Consider the following 18877-nt stretch of genomic DNA (forward strand, 5'->3'; position numbering starts at 1 on the left):
AACCTTATTTATAAGTATTAAAAAAAATATTTAAATTACTTAAGATTAGATTTTATTACACTCACTTCAAAGCTCATTTAAACAGGTGTTAAATGCTAAATCTTTCTTGTTAACCATAAGGATCCATATTTATTAATGTACCACAGTTTTCTGCATCACCGGATTGCGGTTCTTTTTTTGCATAGATTCCCCGAACACCAAATTAAATAAAATATGCCTGATCAGAACAACCAATCCATTAAGCTCAGGGTGAATGGACAAGACCATGAGCTTGAGCTCAGACCATGGGTATCTCTACTGGACGCGCTTCGGCACACCATGCATCTTACCGGAACCAAAAAAGGCTGTGACCACGGACAGTGTGGGGCATGTACCGTTCTGGTAGACGGAAAAAGAGTTTTAAGCTGCCTTACGCTTGCCGTTATGAGAGACGGAGCAGAAATTACGACCATAGAAGGGATCGGAACCGAAGAAAACCTTCATCCCGTTCAAAAGGCTTTTATTGAGCACGATGCTTTCCAGTGCGGCTACTGTACGCCGGGCCAGATCTGCAGTGCCGTTGGCCTTCTCAGTGAAGGAAAAGCAGACAGCCGTGAGGAAGTGCAGGACCTGATGAGCGGAAACCTTTGCCGCTGCGGTGCCAACAGAGGAATTATTAATGCCATCATGGCGGTAAAACAGGATATGCGATGAATAATTTTTCCTATACAAAAGCAACGGACCTTCAGCACGCCGTTTCACTGCTAAGCGAAAATAATGACCATAAAGCCGTGGCAGGCGGTACCAATATCATCGACCTGATGAAATACTTTGTTACCGAAGCTGATACCCTCGTAGACATCAACCGCATCTCCGGCCTCAGTGATATTAATGATACTGAAAATGGCGGAATCATGCTCGGCGCCCTGATGACCAATGCAGATACAGCCTATCATCCTGTAGTAGAAAATAGGTATCCGTTGCTTTCAAAAGCAATTCTGGCAGGTGCTTCGGCACAGATCCGGAATATGGCTACCAACGGTGGAAACCTGATGCAGCGTACCCGTTGCTATTATTTTTATGATCCTGCCGTTCCCTGCAACAAAAGGGAACCGGGAAGCGGATGTTCAGCAACCAAAGGATACAACCGTATTCACGCAATTTTGGGTCATAACGACAATTGTATTGCCGTTTTTCCTTCGGATATGTGTGTAGGCTTAGCCGCACTGGACGCAAAAGTGCATATTTCAGGGCCACAGGGGGAACGTGTACTTCCGTTTGCTGATTTTCACAGGCTGCCCGGTGACACTCCGCATCTGGATAATAACCTGCAGGCCGGCGAACTCATTACAGGGCTTGAACTTCCCGAAGAAGGCTTTTCCGAATATTATTCATATCTGAAACTCAGGGACCGGAATTCCTATGCCTTTGCACTGGTTTCCGTAGCTGCCGGATTTGATATTGAAGGAGGGCTGATCAAAGAAGCAAAGATCGCTTTGGGCGGCGTTGCCCATAAACCATGGCGCAGTGCGGAAGCGGAAAATTACCTTAAAGGCAAAACACCGTCAGAAGAACACTTCGCTGAAGCAGCAGAGATCATGCTGGACGGGGCGCAGGGCTTTGAACATAACCATTTTAAAATTGCCCTGGCAAAAAGGGCCATTGTACGGAACAGCATCATGGCCATGAATCCCGGATCCCAGAGACCGGGTGCAAAACCGTCTTTATAATCCGAAGCAACACCAACCAACACAGAAACTATGAACAATATACCCTCTATAGGAACTCCGCAAAACCGCCTTGAAGGCCATCTGAAAGTAACCGGAAGCGCTAAGTATGCCGGGGATTATAATGCAGATGATCTTTTATACGGCTATGTGGTCAACAGTACCGTAACCAAAGGCAAAATTAAATCGATCAATACCGAAGAAGCCAAAAAACTCGAAGGCGTAGTTGAGGTTTTTACCCATGATAACCGGCCTTCAACAGCCTGGTTTGACCTTCAGTACGCCGATATGGATGCGCCGCCGGGACTGGTTTTTAAACCGTTGAAAGATAATGAGATCCGGTACAACGGGCAGCCGATTGCCCTGGTGGTAGCCGATACTTTTGAAATGGCACGCCTGGCAGCAAAGAAACTTCATATTGAATATGAGGAAGAAACGTTTGAGACCGATCTTACGGCCAACCTTAAAAAATCCCGTGATCCTAAAAAAGGACTGGCTTCATTGCTGAAACCACCGCCGCCGCCGCCAAAAGGTGACTTTGAAAAGGCCTATAAAAATTCATTCATCAAAACAGACAGCACCTTCAGCCACGGTACCGAACATCATAACCCGATGGAACTGTTTGCTTCCACGGTTATTTACGAAGGAAAAGGGAAATTAAAGATTTATGACAAAACACAGGGGACCATCAATTCCCAGATGTATGTAGCCAATGTGTTCGGCCTGAAGATGAAAAACGTACAGATCATTTCCCCATTTGTGGGCGGAGGATTCGGATCCGGACTGCGGCCTCAGCACCAGCTTTTTATGGCAGTGATGGCTTCCCTGCAGCTTAAAAGAAATGTAAGGGTAACGCTGGACAGGGCTCAGATGTATATGATCGGGCACCGTCCGCCTACTTTGCAGCATACGAAATTCGGGGCTGATGAAAACGGAAAAGTGAATGCCATCTTCCATGAAGCTACAGGGGAAACATCCCGGTTTGAAGATTACGTGGAAATCGTTGTCAACTGGGCCAATATGCTGTATCCGGCAGAACACACCTTATTGGAGCATAAGATTGTACCATTGGATGTCTACAGTCCGCTTGATATGAGAGCACCGGGAGGAAGTACCGGAATGCACGCGATTGAAGTAACCATGGATGAGATTGCCTATCAGCTTAACATCGATCCCGTGGAACTCAGGCTGATTAATTATTCGGAAATAGATCATACCAGTGAAAAAGAATATTCCAGCAAAGAACTCAGGGAATGCTACCTGCGTGGAGCCAGTCAGTTCGGCTGGGATGAAAGAAATCCTGTTCCCCGGAGCATGAAGCGCGGAAACAAACTGGTCGGATACGGAATGGCTACCGGAATGTGGGATGCCAACAGGCTTTTAGGCCGCGCCGAGGCGATTATGAGTACAGACGGCAAAGTAGAAGTTAAAAGTGCAGTGACGGATATTGGAACCGGAACTTTCACAGTTATGACCCAGATTGCCGCTGATGAACTCGGACTGCCACTTGAGGATGTTACGTTTTCCTATGCCGACAGTGCCATGCCTTTCGCCCCGATTCAGGGAGGTTCTTTTACAACAGCAACCGTAGGCCCTGCAGTTCAGGCAGCATGTCAGGCCCTAAATAAAAAGCTGTACAAAAAAGCAAAATCACTGAAAGATTCTGTATTGGGCGATACCAAACTGAAAGAGGTGATCTTCCAAGGAGGATACATTATCCATAAAGATAATCCGGAAATCAGGATCAGCTATAAAGAAATCATGGAAGCCAATGACGGAAAGGACATCAGGACGACCAACTCGGCGATGCCCAATCCGCTGACCTACGGTAAAAAAGCCCGTGCCGTTCACAGTGCGGTATTTGTGGAAGTTGAAGTAGATGAGCAGCTGGGCGTAATTGAAGTTACAAGAGCACTGACTGCAGTAGCTGCCGGAAAAATAATCAATCCCAAGACCGCTGAAAGCCAACTGCTGGGCGGGATGATCTGGGGAATCAGCAAGGCACTTCATGAAGAAACCATCTTGGATCACCGTCTTGGAAAATACATGAATGATGACCTTGCGGAATACCATATTCCGGTACATGCCGACATCCATGACCTGCAGGTACTTTTTATAGAGGAAAATGATCAATTTGTGAATGATTTAGGTGTAAAAGGCGTAGGTGAAATCGGTGGAGTAGGGATGCCGCCGGCCATTACCAATGCCGTTTACCATGCCACGGGAAAAAGGATTTATGATCTTCCGATACATTTTGATAAGCTTCTTTAAGCCGGTATCAGAAAATTTTACAACAATAACATCATACAGCAGTTTCGGGATTTACCGGAGCTGCTGTATTAATGTATGCATCCTGCTTACCGTGTAATCAATCTGTTCCATGGTGTTGAACCTGCCCAGGCTGAACCTGATCGAGCTTAAGGCTTCTTCGTCAGATAATCCCATGGCTTTTAATACATGAGATGGTTTTGTAGTAACCGAAGAACAGGCAGATCCGCTGGAAACCGAAATATTCTGCAGGGAAACAATCAGCTGTTCTGAAAGCACACCCGGAAAACAGAGGTTGGCAGTGGTATGGATCCTTTGCTCTGATGAACCGTTAACAAAAGTTCCTTCGATTTTTAATAATTCATGTTCCAGATGATCGCGGAGGCTTTTTATCTGAAGGTAATCCTGTTGCATATGACGTCCGGCAATTTCGCAGGCTTTTCCGAATCCGATGATACCCGGAACATTCAGGGTACCGCTTCTGCGGTTATTCTGTTGTCCGCCGCCTGTAATCTGCGGCTGAAGGCATGATTTTAATTTTCTGGAAAGATAAAGTGCGCCTGTTCCTTTGGGACCATAGAATTTATGGGCAGAAAAAGGCATCAGGTCAATATCCAGATCACGGACGTCAACCGGTATTTTTCCTATGGCCTGCGTAGCATCACAGAGAAGGAAGGCTCCTTTCGCATGAACTATTTCACTGATTTTTTTTATGTCCTGAATTATGCCGGTCTCGTTGTTAACCAGCATTACATTTACCATCAGGGTATTTTCAGACAGGGCAGCATCCAGGGTATCCGGATCGACCCGCCCGTCTTTTCCGACCTGAAGAAGCGTATTTGTATAATTTCCGTTTTCTGTATAATGTTCTACCGTATCCAGTACGGCTTTGTGCTCCGTACTTACCGTTACAAAATGATTCCTTGTCCCTTTTGAGATGCCGCGGATGGCCAGGTTGATGGCTTCAGTAGCTCCCGAAGTAAAGATCAGTTCTTCAGGCCTGCACCCGATCAGATCCGAGACCTGCCAGGCTGCATTGTCCACATGTTCATTAACAGTAAGCCCGGCCAGATGGCTGCTTCCGGCATTTTCATAGTATTCCGTAAAAAAAGGGAGCATGGCCTGAAGAACCCGGTCATCCAGACGGGTTGTGGCATTGTTGTCAAGATAGATTTTTTCAGCGGAATTCATTTGGTGATGGGGAGTTGTAGAGTAAACATATATTTAAAAATACGAAAAAGATTTCTGAAAATCCTATTCTAACAGTATAAACCCGTTAATATAGTTTAGAGACTTTTAATACGAATAATTACTTTTGTAAAATAAACATTACAGACGTTATGAGAAGGTTAACATTGCTTTTTTTATTAATTTTAATTTTTGGAACATTAAATACACAGGGAATTAAGATAATGAATGCACTTGTTGCCAATTCATAAAAGATTTAACAAGTCATATTAATCAATTTTCCGAAGCTTAAATTTTATATCTGGCTATAGAATCTTCTTCCGGAGCTTCAATTATACTTTCTTATACCATCCCGTTTCAGTGTTTACCATTTTTTTTCTACATTAGGAGCCGGATAATCACAAACTATGAAAGACCTTATACTTCCCAAGCTGGAAGCTGCAAGAAAAGAGCTGTTGGATCTTGGGATGCGCAATACCTTATTAAATTACAAAATTCCGAAAGCCCGCGGGCTGCATATGGTACAGGAACAGTCACGTTCCGTATATCAGATCCTGGTAAAACAGAATAAAGCCATGACTTTTCTGGGCCGGGCCGGGAAAGAAGACAATGAAGAACTCTTTGAGCTACCGCCGCTTTCAGATGCCGAACTGCAGGATGCCTATAATGATACCCGTTTGCAGACCAATGAATATGAACAGAAGCTGCAGACCAAAATCCTCAATACCTATTATGCCGCAAGGACAAGCATTGAAGAACAGGGTGTAAATACACTGTTCCTGTCGCTGGGCATGCTCAACTGGTTTGAAAAAGGCAATACCGAAGAAATAAGAATGGCTCCCCTGGTGCTGGTCCCCGTTTCTTTGGAGCGTTCCAGTGCCAGCGAAAGGTTCAGGCTGCGCTACACCGGCGGTGAAATAGGCGCAAATTTATCGCTCCAGGCCAAGATGATGGCAGATTTTAATCTTACCGTTCCCAACCTTCCGGAAGAAGAAGATCTGGATCTGACAGCATATTTCAATGAAATCCAGCAGCATATCAGCCATCTTGAAAACTGGAAGGTAGACCATGACGCCATTGAACTGGGATTCTTTTCCTTCGGTAAATTTATGATCTACCATGACCTTGACAGTACCGGATGGCCGGAAAGCAAGAAGCCCTTCGATCATCCGGTCCTCCAGTCTTTATTCGGCAGCGGTTTCAATGAGCCGCAGCCTACTTTCGGAGAAGAGCATAAACTGGATGAAGAAACCGGTGCAGACCAGCTGCTCCAGGTTGTGGATGCCGACAGCTCACAGGTGATTGCCATGCTGGCCGTTCATGAAGGCCGGAATATGGTGATCCAGGGGCCGCCGGGAACCGGAAAATCCCAAACTATCACCAATCTGATCGCCAATGCCGTAGGCAACGGCAAAAAAGTGCTGTTTGTTGCAGAAAAAATGGCGGCGCTTGAAGTGGTAAAAAGAAGGCTCGACAGTATTAATTTAGGGGAAGCCTGCCTTGAACTCCACAGCCACAAAGCCAATAAACGCGAACTGCATTCGGAGCTTAAACGCATTCTGGAGCTCGGTAAACCTACGGTAGCCCATCTTGAGGAAGAAGTGCGCCTGCTGGATCCGCTGATTCAGGAACTCAATGCCTACGTTAATGAAGTTAACCGCCCCGTCGGGAAAAGTGGACTCTCGGCTCATGAAGTAATGGGCAGCCTGTTAAAGATCAGTGCCGGAAATGAAGGGTATAAATTCCCCAAAATCAATATTGATGATCTGACTTCCCTGGATTCAAGGCAGGTTCAGGATCTTGAATTGATGGCCGGACAGATTGAGGCAAGACTCAATAAAATCGGGCAGCCTGAAAAACTGGTTTTTTACGGAAGTAATTTAAACGTTTTCCTGCCTAAGGATGAAGAACTGGCTAAAGATCTTCTGGTGAACTCCATCAGTCTGACCGAAAGCCTGGCTGATACATCGAAAGCCCTTGCTGAACTGATGGGATTTCAGCCACCCGCAGATCTTGCAGAAACTAAAAAGCTGCTGGCCACTGCAGAATGGGCGGCAAAAAATCCGGGTACAGCTTCAATGGCCGTTACGGATGCTGCATGGCTGAACCATCAGAAAGACATTACCGATATCCTGGAAACCGGCATCAGGCTGAATGAGCTTCACCGTAAATATGATGCGGTCTTTATTCCCGAAGCCTGGAACCAGGACGTACTGGAAATCAGGCAGCATATTATGGCCCACGGCAACAAATGGTATAAATTCATCATCGGGGATTATAAGCGAAGTGTTAAAAAGCTGGCAGCACTGCTCAATACCGCGGTGCCTGATGATGCGGACAAGAAACTGGACCTGGTAAATGCTTTGATGGAAGGAAAAAGGCTGGCTTCTGCCCTGGATTCCGGTGATGTACTGGCAGGCAGGCTGTTCGGAGCACGGTGGCAGAAACAGAAATCCGACTGGGAAGCCCTGCAGAAAGCAACGGATTATTTAAACAGCCTGCATACCCGGATTCAGCAGGCACAGGTCCGGCCGGAGGTCCTGCAGTTTATTGAAAAGAACAGCGATACAAACGCGGTCACTTCTTATACAGGCCGGTTAGGAAATTTGATTGATGAACAGAAAAAAGCCTTTGATGCCTTATTTAAACACTTGGATTTCAGTGGAAACGGTATTGAAAACTTTAAGCTGTCTGCACAGGTTTCGGTACTGAACCGATGGATACAGATGCTGCCGGAAATCCATAAAACTGTGTTATGGAATGTTTTAAAAGAAGACGTAATAAAACAGGGAGCAGGATTTCTTATAAAAGCTGTTGAGAACTGGCCGGATGCCGCCATACACTTAAAAACAGCACTTCAGAAAACCTGGTACGACTTTCTCCTTGAGCAGGCCATGCTGAACAGTCCTGAACTGAGGAAATTTGAACGTTCTACCCATGAAGAAACCATTGCGAGATTCAGGAAGATTGATGTCTTGAAACAGTATTACAACAGGGCGAAAGTAGCATTGAAACACTGGGAAGGCGTTCCGAAGCAGGACGGCGGAGGCCAGATCAATATCCTGAAAAGCGAATTCAACAGGAAAGCCAGGCATATGCCGATCCGTAAACTCATCCAGGAAGCCGGGATGGCGATTCAGGCCATAAAGCCGGTGATGATGATGAGCCCGATGTCTATTGCCGGGTTTTTGCCGCCGGAAAGTATTGATTTTGATCTCGTGATTTTTGATGAGGCGAGCCAGGTAAGACCGGTTGATGCGCTGGGTGCCATATTAAGAGGAAAGCAGATCGTTGTGGTAGGCGATACCAGGCAGATGCCTCCGACAAGTTTTTTCGATAAGCTGAATACCGATACCGAAGATGAGGAAAACGTAACTGCCGATATGCAGAGCATCCTGGGAATGTGTGATGCGCAGGGAGCTCCGCAACGGATGCTGCGCTGGCATTACCGGAGCAGGCATGAATCCTTGATCAGCCTTTCCAACCAGGAATTTTATGAAAACAGGCTGGTTATATTTCCGAGTCCTGGATCCAGACACCGGATGGGACTGGCTTTTAACCACCTGCCGGATACCTTTTATGATAAAGGAAAAACAAGGACCAACCCCGGAGAAGCTGAAAAAGTGGCGGATGCTGTTATAGCACATGCCCTTAAAAACCCGAAGCTGAGCTTGGGTGTCGTAGCTTTCAGTACGGCGCAGATGCAGGCGATACAGAATGCCATCGAACTAAGAAGGAGAAAAAACCCGGAGGTTGAAAATTATTTCAGGGCACACGCCGATGAACCGTTTTTTGTCAAAAACCTTGAAAATGTACAGGGAGATGAAAGAGATGTCATATTTATCAGTATAGGTTACGGCCGGACTGAAGATGGAAAGGTACCGATGAGCTTCGGGCCGCTTAACAATGAAGGAGGAGAAAGAAGGCTGAACGTACTGATCACCAGGGCGAAAAGCCGCTGTGAAGTATTTACCAACATTACGGCAGCCGATATGTCAATCGGGCCTAATGCGAAATTCGGGATCAGGGCACTGAAAAGCTTCCTGTATTTTGCCCAGCACGGGAAATTTGAAAGCGACAGGGACGAAATGCCGTACCAGCCGAAGCCGTTTGAAAGCATTATTGCAGATACCCTCAGCAATGCCGGGTATATTGTGCGCGAAAAAGTTGGGTCTGCCGGTTTTTATATTGATCTGGCCATTGCAGACCCGGACCATCCGGGAAGATACCTGTTGGGAATCAGCTGTGACGGCACATCTTACCAGGCTGCCCAGTCGGCCCGCGACAGGGACAGGCTGAGAAATACTGTACTGGAAGGAATGGGGTGGAATCTGATGCATGTCTGGAGCCTGGACTGGTTCCGGGATCCTGCAGGAGAGTTAAGACTTATCATGGAAGCTGTAGAAAAAGCGAAAGCACAGGCAGCACATAATGATACTGTTGAAGAAGAGGCTGTGGAAGAACTTAAGAACATCATCCGCGAAGCACCTATAGAAGAATTGTCAGCGGTTTATCCTTTGTATGAAATAGCGGTGCTGCCTCCGGAAGTTGCCGGGCAGGAGCTGCACCTGTATCCTGTGGGAAGGCTGGGTGCCTGGATTCATCAGGTGGTCATGACGGAAAGCCCTGTCCATTTTGATGAAATGACCAGAAGGATCGCTGATGCCAACGGAATTTCGAAAATAGGCAGCAGGATCCGTGCAGCGGTTGCCAATGCGGCGGATTATGCCGTTACCAATAGCCTTATCACCAGAAAAGGCGACTTTTTATGGCATCCGCAAAAAGAACTGCTGACCATCCGGGACAGGAGTATACTTCCTTCCAATTCAAAGAAAATAGCACTGATTGCACCGGAAGAGATCAGTCTTGCCATTATAAAAGTGGTGGCAGATTCGGTGGCTATACAGCCGGACCATGCTGTTCCGCTTACAGCCCGGCTTCTGGGCTTTTCAAGGGTAACGGAAGATATTAAGAAATATATCCTTGAAACAATGGAATATACTAAAGAAAACGGAAGTATAGTTCAGGACGGGCCATTTTTGAAAATTAAACAGGAACTGCCCGCAGATAAAAATACGCAATAAATAGTAAATACTCACAGTAAAAAGCTATAAAAGCTAAAGAACTCAACGGCGCTATGATCATTCTGGCGCCGTTTTAAGTATGCTGATGATCTGGTTTTCTTATCATTTCATCCACTGCAAGAATCTTTTTTACATGTCAAAAATCATGTTTTCAGAAAAAAACTGTAGAATTAATTCTATGGTTTTTAATCAGGGGAAATATCATTTTAAAGCTGAAAATAAAATACCACACTTTGCCGGATTACAGGAACTGCCCAACTGAAAGCACATTACGAAGAAAAACGGCAATTGGAAATGGAGTTAATATCAAATAACAGTGAAATAAATTACGGTAAAGCGTTAAAAGCTAGCTGTTTGGATGTTTTGGAAAAAGCCCATATATTTGCTGTCAGAAAAATATAAGTAAAGAAAACTTTATGATAAAAAAAAGATTATCCGTACTTTCAGCTTCCTTCTTTTTTGCATTTTCATATGCTCAAGTAGGGAATGTTGGGATTAATACCGTAACACCCCGTGTTAAGCTTGATGTTAATGGAACTTACAAATCCAGTAAAATTATCAGCGGTACAACACCTGCCGTTAGTGCTGTACAGAAAGACCGTTATCTTCTTCTCAGCCACAGTGCAACCGATAATATGGTGAAAAGAATTGAGCCAGGCCAGGGAAACGCTCCTGGAATTGCCAGTATAATTACTTTCAGGCTGACCAATGTTAACCGTGACTGGGTAGAAGGTTTCAACACCAGGATAAATTCCAACAATTACTCCTTAATGGTACTGTCTGCTTATTTTGACCGTGACCTGATCGGATCTGCTATTGCAATTCCTACCTATGGCGTAAGAAATAATCCTGCTACCAACGAATGGATCGTTTATGCCGATTATTCTGATTTGAATACCACGACTAATGGGACATGGAACATTGTATGTGCAGTGTACCCGAAAACTTATGTAAAGATATTTCCGGAGCACGGACCATTTGATCTGAATAATGCTGCATCGGGCGCTGATACCTCACCAATCCTTCAATAAACATAAAATATGACAAAATATATTCTTATTCTTGCTTTGCTATCTGCAGCAAGGTATCAAGCTCAGGTCGGCATTGGCGTCACTTCCCCTGTCGAAAAACTTGAAGTTGCCGGAAGTGTGGCGATTGGCCAATTGGTTACTATCGATCCTACCAACTATGTAAATAATCCGGCGGGATTCACCATCCTAGGGACGGATCCTTTGTCTTCTGTGGTTGGCGGAGAGGTCTTGTCTGTTGAAAATCTATATACCCCTCTGACCGTACAGCCGTATTCTATTACCAATATATACCGTGACGATCTCAACGATCTCAATCTTAATATTCCTACCGATAAATATTTCGTTACCATTGCCAATTTTGAGGCTATCCCAAGTTCAGGAAACAATGGAATCTATTCTCCTGTTGCTAATCCTGTTACCACTACGAATAGGGGACATTTTATATTAAGGGTTTTCGAATCCGGACCAAACTGGCATCTGAATATCGCATATCCTACCCTTAATACGCAGAACACCACCGACCGTTATAATTACAATTTCGATATTATTATTTATTCCAAAAGATTTTATAAAAACCTGGGAATCGTTACATATGACCTTCAGGGCTCAAATTCAGGGACTGCTCCTGCTGCCCCAAGCGGAATCTAAAAACATAAATTATGAAAAATATTTTAATCCTATTAGGAACTATATTCAACTGCTCTTTTATCATTGCCCAGATCAATGGGGTAGGTATCGGTACCCAAACCCCTACACATACACTGGAAGTTAACGGAAACCTTAAGTTAAGCGAAAACCTTTATATGGAAAATCCTGGTACTTATACAGGCAATGCTTCTGATGCTTATCTGCTGGTTAGAGACAATAATGATAAAGTCATTAAAAGATATGTACCGGCAACTTCTGCCTTCAGTGCCATCAACAGTGCCGTATATTATCTGAGAAATGTCAATCCGGCTGGGCTTAATGATTTTAATACAGGCGTATCTGCAACTGATTACTATCTGGTGATAGGAGGGTTTATTGTAAGGGGAGAGAATGATAACCCAGTAGTGAGCCTGACCCAGCAGGGGACTTCAAATCAATATGTTCCCCAATATTCTGCAAGGTCTTACATTCAGAATGGTTTATGGCATATAAAATTTACGCCGAATAATGGCAGGGTATTCAATCTTAAGCTTGATATAAGATTAAGTGTAAGTGTTTACAGAAGGGATATGCTTACCACGATAAATACACCGATCACCTATAACATGAACGGCGATACTTCAGGTACAGGATCTGCACCGGTACCCGTTCTGCCTTAATTATTACGTTTAAAATAAAATAAAAAGCATCGGGCCTTTGGGTCTGATGCTTTTTGTATGAAGAGGGTAAGCCTGTCTGAATTTCTACCCGGCCCGTTGACTGAAATCATAAAAATCAGCTTTTATATTTATTAAATTCGGTAATGCTGAATAACAGGATGGATGGCCTGCAAAATTCAGGATACCCGGATCATCCGGGCCATTACAGGGAAATGAAAGGCCGGCAGGTATTTCTGAACAAGTACATTTCATTCCGCTTCATTTACTTCAGCGTATAAAAAATAAAAGCAAATCAATGATTTTAAAACATTCAGGGATCAGCATGAGTACTGATCCTACTTCCGTCAGATCCCTCATTAATTTTATACTGGAACTGGAAAACCTGTTCGAATATATCGGCAGCCGCCTGCAGTCTTCCGGCGAAACCGTTTCGGTAGCTGAAAGTGTAACCTCCGGGTTCCTGCAGTTTTCCTTTTCGCAGATGAAAGATGCTTCTCAGTTTTATAAAGGCGGCATGACAGCCTATACCCAGGAAGGGAAAGTAGACCTGCTGCAGGTGGATGATGAGGAAGCCTCGGCCTGCAACTGCGTATCCGCGAATATTGCAGAAACCATGGCTTTAAATGTTGCCAGACTGTTTAAATCAGACTGGTCCATAGGCGTAACGGGATATGCCACACCGGTAGATGAGTCAGACGGGAAGCTCTATGCTTACTTTGCCATCTCCCGTAAAGGAACAATCATTGTCTCCGAAAGGCTGGACCTGCATACAGGAACCAAATCGCCCAATGCCCAGCTTTATTACAGCGAATTTATCCTGGGATGCCTGAAATTGGAACTGGATAAGCAGCATAAAGAGATTGCTGAGGAATAATATGCTGTTCAGATAAGCAAACACACTATTCAAAAATAAATATGGAAAATCTACAGTTAGAAAACAAGTCCGTGCTGATAACGGGCGCGGCTACCGGTATTGGCAAAGCGGTAGCCCTTCTTTTTGCCGGGGAGGGAGCGGATATCGCTTTCATCCATTACCATGATGACGAAGAGGCCGCGCAGACCCGGAAGGAAATCAGCGCGCTGGGGAGAAAATCACTGGCCTTCAGCGGGGATGTTGCCGACAGCAGCTTTTGTGAGGAATGCGTAAAAAAAACCGTTTCCGAATTTGGCGGGATTGATATCCTGATCAACAATGCCGGGACCCAGGTGCCGTGCGGCAGCATAGAAAACCTGAAAGAAGAAGACATCAGGAAAACATTTGATTCCAATATTATCGGGATGATCTTACTGACGAAGATCGTTTTCCCTCATCTCAAGCAGGGAAGCAGCATTATCAACACCACATCCGCTACGGCTTATCTGGGGCATGAGGAACTGATTGATTATTCTGCCACCAAAGGAGCCATTGTTTCTTTCATCCGGTCATTATCACTCCAGGCAAAACCGAAAGGCATCCGGGTAAATGCCGTTGCGCCGGGTCCGGTAGCCACGCCGCTTACCGAAAAAACATTCGGGGATGAAGAAGATGACCGGAACAAGCCGCCTTTTGAAAGAAATGCCTGTACAGAGGAAGTCGCGACAAGTTTCCTGTTCCTGGCTACGGATGCCTCTGCGCAGATGACGGGGCAGGTTCTGCATCCTAACGGAGGCCTGATTGTCAGCGGTTAACGGTTAAACTATGCCATATTATATTGTTACGGCAGGTACCGTCAGTTCCGTTGAGGCTTACTCACGTACCTGCTGTTTTTAAGATAAAACCGCAATGGCAGAAGTGCATGTTCCCGGGCATACGCGACCCCAACGCGCGGAACGGCAGCTATTTCATCCGGCCTGTAGATTATTCCCGCATCTTCTATCCAGATTTCATCTCCTGTCAGGTCTTTCCGGTTGAATGAGAGGTCAATTCCCAATGCTTTCGCCACAGAAGCAGGGCCTGAAGTTATGGTGATTTTACTGATGGGCATGTGCCTTCTGGATTCAATGATTTCCTGTCCGGCAAATGGCTCAACTGCCCTGATCAGCACACAGGAAGGCTCATCTTCACCGGAAGCAACGATATTAAAAAGATAGTGGATGCCGTAACAGAGATAAACATAAGCAATTCCGCCCTGCCGGTACATAGGTTCCGTACGTGGTGTGCGCCGGCCCCCGAAAGCATGGGAAGCCTGATCTGCAATACCGAAATAGGCTTCGGTTTCCACAATGACACCTGCCGTTATCTCACCGTCTTTTTGCGTAAAAAGTATTTTCCCCAGAAGATCCCGGGCGAGGAATTCCACATCCGGATTCTGATAATAGGAAGCTTCCAGTTTTTTCATTGTTTTAATATAATAAAGAACCGCTTCGATTTCTTAAAGTGAAAAAGTATGATCAGATATAAATCTGTTTAATAGGTTAACTGCAATCTTTATCAGACATATATTTTCCGGTCGATAATTTTAAGGTAATTTTCCTGTTCCAGTTTTTTTACGGTCCTGACAACGGTTTCCACCCTGAGGCCTGTGATGGAAGCCAGCTGCTGCCGGGTAAAAGGGACTTCAAAAGAAAATGGGTCCGGATTATGGCTGAAGCTCTTATGGTAATCCAGTGCGCCTTTGATCCTCACTTCCGGGCGCAACGAGGTATTGTTCTGCAGCATAATGAATTTAAAGTACAGCCTTTCTGATAAAAACCGGTTGATATCCCTGGAAATATCCGGATTTTCGTCCAGCAGCCTGTTAAAATTACCGGTAGGAAGCTTTATGATTTCGGTGGGTTTCATGGCTACGGCATTCACCGGGTAGGTTTTATCAATGAACAGCATCAATTCGCATACACTCAGCCCGGCATGGAGTACAGCCAGGATCAGTTCTCTGCCGTCATCATCAAAATGATTCAGTTTTATCCTGCCATCTTTAATCTGATAGTACTGTCTGGGGGTATCTCCTTCATTAAAAATGACATCTCCTGGATGTAAAGTCTCGGTTTCTGAACCGTATGACTGTAAAAGTTCTTCTGAAATCAGCATAGATAATAATTTAAATATTTATAAGGATGATTATTATAACGGCATTTAAAATTATCGATATTAAAAGCAGGCTCTTATGATCCGTGTCATAGTCTGCTGTCTGTTTTATGAAGTATAATGATTAATTAAGACTTCGATAAAGTAATATTGTATGGCAGAAATTAAGTTTCTTTTTTTGATTGTGATTGATTTGCCTCAACTTTATTGTTGATTTTCTTTATTATTTTTGAGTGAGAGAAGGGGATAATAGCCCATTAACACCAGTATTAACATCACTAAATAAAATAGTATATGAATCCGAAAGGTAAATTATTAATCATTGGAGGTAAGGAAGACCGGGATGATACCGATGTAGAAATGAAGGACAAGAACAGTGATTTTACATCTCTTGAGATCCTTAAACTTCTGACTTCTGATGAAAACAGGCGCATTGAAGTGATTACAACAGCAAGTTCCGAACCCGAAGGCATGCGCGATACCTACCAGAAAACATTTGATGAGATCGGGTATACCGATTTTGGTTTTATGCATATTTCACGGGAGCAGTCTGATGAAGATCTCGACAGGCTGAAAAAAGCCGGTGTGATATTCTTTACCGGCGGCGATCAGAGCAGGATCTGCAAAGAGCTGAAGGATACACCGGCCAATAAGTTGCTGATTGAAAAGTATCAGGATGAAGAGGATTTCCTTATTGCCGGGACCAGTGCGGGAGCCATGTGTATGCCTGAAATTATTATTAATGAAGCAGAAGATGGCGAAGCAATGCTGAAAGGCGATATCAAGCTAGGATCCGGCCTTAACCTGCTGCCCGGCTGTATTGTAGATACCCATTTCATACACCGCGGACGGTTCGGAAGACTGTCCCATGCGGTAATCATCCGTCAGGACTGCCTGGGAATCGGACTTGGGGAAGATACGGCTCTCCTTATCGAAGACGGATACCGGGCTACCTGCAAAGGTTCCGGGATGACGGTTGTTATAGACCCGAAAAACATCAGCCGGACAAACATTGACAGGGTGGAAAAAGGCGATCCTGTATTTGCAGAAAACCTGATCGTCCATCTCTATACCGATGGCTGCAGCTTTGATCTTAGACAGGATGAAGAAGGTGCACCGGACGGCGGTTATCATTAAAAAAGTGTACCCTGGATTTTCAGGGTATACTTTTTAGGTTTATATGAGTTTATATTTTGAATTCTAAACCATCAATTATTTCGCACAGATTATCTGATCACGCAGATTTATCTGAACTTTATTTATAACTGCTGAATTAAAAAAAATCAGCCTTAAAAGTTTAACAAAGTTTAAATATATTAATCAGGCTTAAAATAAGCAGCAATTAATCTGATGCATCTTCTTTAATTACGATCATCCATTTTTGAGCTTATCCTGCATCTTTTACCTGTCTGAGATCAGTTAAAGTTTCGGCGATCCGTTTTGCTGCCGTGTCACAGAAATCAAGTCCTGAATAATCCGGGTTGAGGCCTGCAATATACGGCACGGCCATAATAAACAGGTCCGGAATAGTTTTCCCGTATATATCAAGTGCCTGGAAATGGTCATTGATATTCAGCCCTTTCACCCTCAGGTAATACTGGTCCGTATCCGTCTTCAGAATATTTTTACGGTCTTCTTCATAGGCTGCTTCCGCACTGCCGAGGTCTTTGAATTTCAGGTATCCCGAACTGATCTGGCCGTTCTGCTTAAGCCCTTCAAAAGGGACATCGTTAAACTGAACCGGCTGCTGGCCGATGGCATCAATGTACATTTGGTAGTGTTCAGATTGCTGCTGCCCTTTGCTGTCCGCATAATTGTAAACGGCACCCAGCTCTTGATGGGTCTCGATATGGCTGTCTTCACCCACACTCACCAGACGGATCAGTCCGGCCTCATACAGCGCAATCACTTCCCGGTAAGAGGACTGCGGCAGCGAGGCAATGATCACAGAAATCAATGGAAGAAGGCTTTTGCGTAACCTCAGCATATCTTCTGCAGAAAAATGCTTGGCCGGATAATTAACCGCATAACTGAATGCCGATAATGTTTCTTTCCATGTCACCGACTGGTGTCTGCGGATTGATTTTTCAGCTTCCGCATATTCTGCCCTGAAAAGCTCAAAGCTATCCAGTTCATCCCGGATCTTCAGCATCTTATCCACAAAATCCTCAATGCTCAAATCCTTGATTTCCTCATAAAATCCCGGGTTTTTATTTTTTAACGGCTGCTTGAAATGCAGGTCGTACACGTAATTCAAATCTACAAAACCGTCGTGGGACTTTTTATATTCGTAAATATCCTCCAGGGACATGATCCAGTCTTCCGAATACGCATCATCCTCAGAATGAAACCTGAGTGCCGGCAGAAAGCCCCGCAATGAAAACAGGCTGATGGAAAATTCCGGACTGTCATCATTAAGAATGTATTTCAGGCATTTACCTTCCGGGATAAAACTTCCGTTCCTGCGGGCCAGCGTTTTCACGGCATCAATAGCCGTCAGCGAAGTTCCCCGTATTGCCACCGGATAATTGGTGATTCCGCTGAATTTAGAAGGCGGGTAGGGGGAATCATACCATCCGGGCTGTTTCTGTTCATGCGTTACCGGCCAGATGTGTCCTGTGCAGATGACAGTAACAGAAACTGTATAAGGCTGCTGTTCCGTAACCACCGTAAAAGATTCTTCATTGTCTTTCTTAACAATATCCAGTACAGGGGTTTCCGTATGGATCTTTACATCAATACCAGATTTACGGGCAGCATGAATATAATTTTTAAACTGGGCTTCCATATAATTTCCCAACAGCAGCCTTGGGATTACTTCATATTCATTCACCGCCCCGTTTTTTACAAATTCCGGGAAATCGCCGCTGTTGTGCCTGCTGATGTAAGTGACAAAATCTTCATAAAGTTCAGGCAGTTCATTCGCAGAAACGTTTGCCACATGTTCATGGCCTGCACCGGATCTGCTGTACGGCATGCCGGCACCGAGCCGGTCGCTTTTTTCAAATATATGGATGGTTTCCGGCTTAATGTCCTGTGTCACCATATGCTTAAAAGCAAAAAGCGCAGCGGGACCTCCGCCTATAAGGGCAATACTTTCGTAATTATTTTCCATGTGATAGGGATATGTAGTTTCTGCTATTCAAAATACATTCCCTTTGTGATTATGGTCATAAATAAATATGTGAAATTTTGATAATGATTGAATTATTATATTGGAATTAATTGGTTATGAAGATTTTTAATTAGAAATATTTAATATAATTTTATTATGGTTTACCGTTTTTTA

Annotated in this window: 14 protein-coding genes; 10 read left to right on the plus strand and 4 right to left on the minus strand. The window is 44.5% G+C overall.

The genetic code is table 11. The features are described from left to right. The first annotated feature begins 213 nt into the window (after positions 1-213). From ASE55_RS12445 to ASE55_RS12455, 3 genes are read left to right on the plus strand one after another with little or no spacing between them, the layout of a single operon-like run. A complete protein-coding gene (locus ASE55_RS12445) occupies positions 214-693 on the plus strand; it encodes a (2Fe-2S)-binding protein (RefSeq protein WP_056220043.1) in 480 nt (159 codons plus the stop codon). Beyond that, positions 690-1709, plus strand: coding sequence for an FAD binding domain-containing protein (locus tag ASE55_RS12450; protein WP_056220045.1), 1020 nt, complete (start codon positions 690-692; stop codon positions 1707-1709). Before ASE55_RS12445 ends, ASE55_RS12450 begins: the two co-directional genes overlap by 4 nt. Before the next feature lie 30 nt (positions 1710-1739). Continuing rightward, entirely contained in the window at positions 1740-3977 is a 2238-nt protein-coding gene (locus ASE55_RS12455; RefSeq protein WP_056220049.1) for a xanthine dehydrogenase family protein molybdopterin-binding subunit, read from the plus strand. A gap of 51 nt (positions 3978-4028) precedes the next feature. Here the strand turns inward: ASE55_RS12455 and ASE55_RS12460 are convergent, their stop codons facing one another. Continuing rightward, positions 4029-5165 carry a cysteine desulfurase family protein gene (locus tag ASE55_RS12460; protein WP_056220051.1) on the minus strand — a complete coding sequence of 379 codons (1137 nt, stop codon included), beginning with the start codon at positions 5163-5165 and terminating at the stop codon, positions 4029-4031. A gap of 404 nt (positions 5166-5569) precedes the next feature. Between ASE55_RS12460 and ASE55_RS12465 the strand changes: the two genes are divergently transcribed. The 6 genes from ASE55_RS12465 to ASE55_RS12495 all read left to right on the plus strand — a co-directional run bounded on the left by ASE55_RS12465 (position 5570) and on the right by ASE55_RS12495 (position 14252). Then, positions 5570-10246: a DUF3320 domain-containing protein gene (locus ASE55_RS12465; RefSeq protein WP_056220054.1), complete on the plus strand. Its 4677-nt coding sequence runs from the start codon at positions 5570-5572 to the stop codon at positions 10244-10246. A 416-nt stretch (positions 10247-10662) separates the two neighbouring features. After that, positions 10663-11277: a hypothetical protein gene (locus tag ASE55_RS12475; protein ID WP_056220059.1), complete on the plus strand. Its 615-nt coding sequence runs from the start codon at positions 10663-10665 to the stop codon at positions 11275-11277. Between the two features lie 9 nt (positions 11278-11286). Further along, positions 11287-11925 (plus strand): hypothetical protein, encoded by a 639-nt coding sequence (locus tag ASE55_RS12480; RefSeq protein WP_056220061.1) that lies wholly within the window; start codon positions 11287-11289, stop codon positions 11923-11925. 11 nt (positions 11926-11936) lie between these two features. Then, a complete protein-coding gene (locus ASE55_RS12485) occupies positions 11937-12584 on the plus strand; it encodes a hypothetical protein (RefSeq protein ID WP_056220064.1) in 648 nt (215 codons plus the stop codon). A 295-nt stretch (positions 12585-12879) separates the two neighbouring features. Further along, positions 12880-13458: a CinA family protein gene (locus ASE55_RS12490; protein ID WP_082474525.1), complete on the plus strand. Its 579-nt coding sequence runs from the start codon at positions 12880-12882 to the stop codon at positions 13456-13458. Between the two features lie 41 nt (positions 13459-13499). Beyond that, positions 13500-14252 (plus strand): SDR family oxidoreductase, encoded by a 753-nt coding sequence (locus ASE55_RS12495; protein ID WP_056220067.1) that lies wholly within the window; start codon positions 13500-13502, stop codon positions 14250-14252. A gap of 41 nt (positions 14253-14293) precedes the next feature. Here the strand turns inward: ASE55_RS12495 and ASE55_RS12500 are convergent, their stop codons facing one another. Next, positions 14294-14902, minus strand: coding sequence for a DNA-3-methyladenine glycosylase (locus ASE55_RS12500; RefSeq protein ID WP_056220070.1), 609 nt, complete (start codon positions 14900-14902; stop codon positions 14294-14296). 92 nt (positions 14903-14994) lie between these two features. Further along, positions 14995-15591 carry a Crp/Fnr family transcriptional regulator gene (locus ASE55_RS12505; protein WP_056220073.1) on the minus strand — a complete coding sequence of 199 codons (597 nt, stop codon included), beginning with the start codon at positions 15589-15591 and terminating at the stop codon, positions 14995-14997. A 291-nt stretch (positions 15592-15882) separates the two neighbouring features. On the opposite strand from ASE55_RS12505, the gene ASE55_RS12510 reads away from it, so the two are divergent. After that, entirely contained in the window at positions 15883-16725 is an 843-nt protein-coding gene (locus ASE55_RS12510) for a cyanophycinase (protein ID WP_056220076.1), read from the plus strand. Positions 16726-16975: 250 nt separating this feature from the next. On the opposite strand, the gene ASE55_RS12515 is transcribed toward ASE55_RS12510, so the two are convergent. Continuing rightward, positions 16976-18703: an FAD/NAD(P)-binding protein gene (locus ASE55_RS12515; RefSeq protein WP_056220079.1), complete on the minus strand. Its 1728-nt coding sequence runs from the start codon at positions 18701-18703 to the stop codon at positions 16976-16978. Positions 18704-18877: the final 174 nt, after the last annotated feature.

This window comes from Chryseobacterium sp. Leaf201 (genome assembly GCF_001421435.1).
Classification (GTDB): Bacteria; Bacteroidota; Bacteroidia; order Flavobacteriales; family Weeksellaceae; genus Chryseobacterium.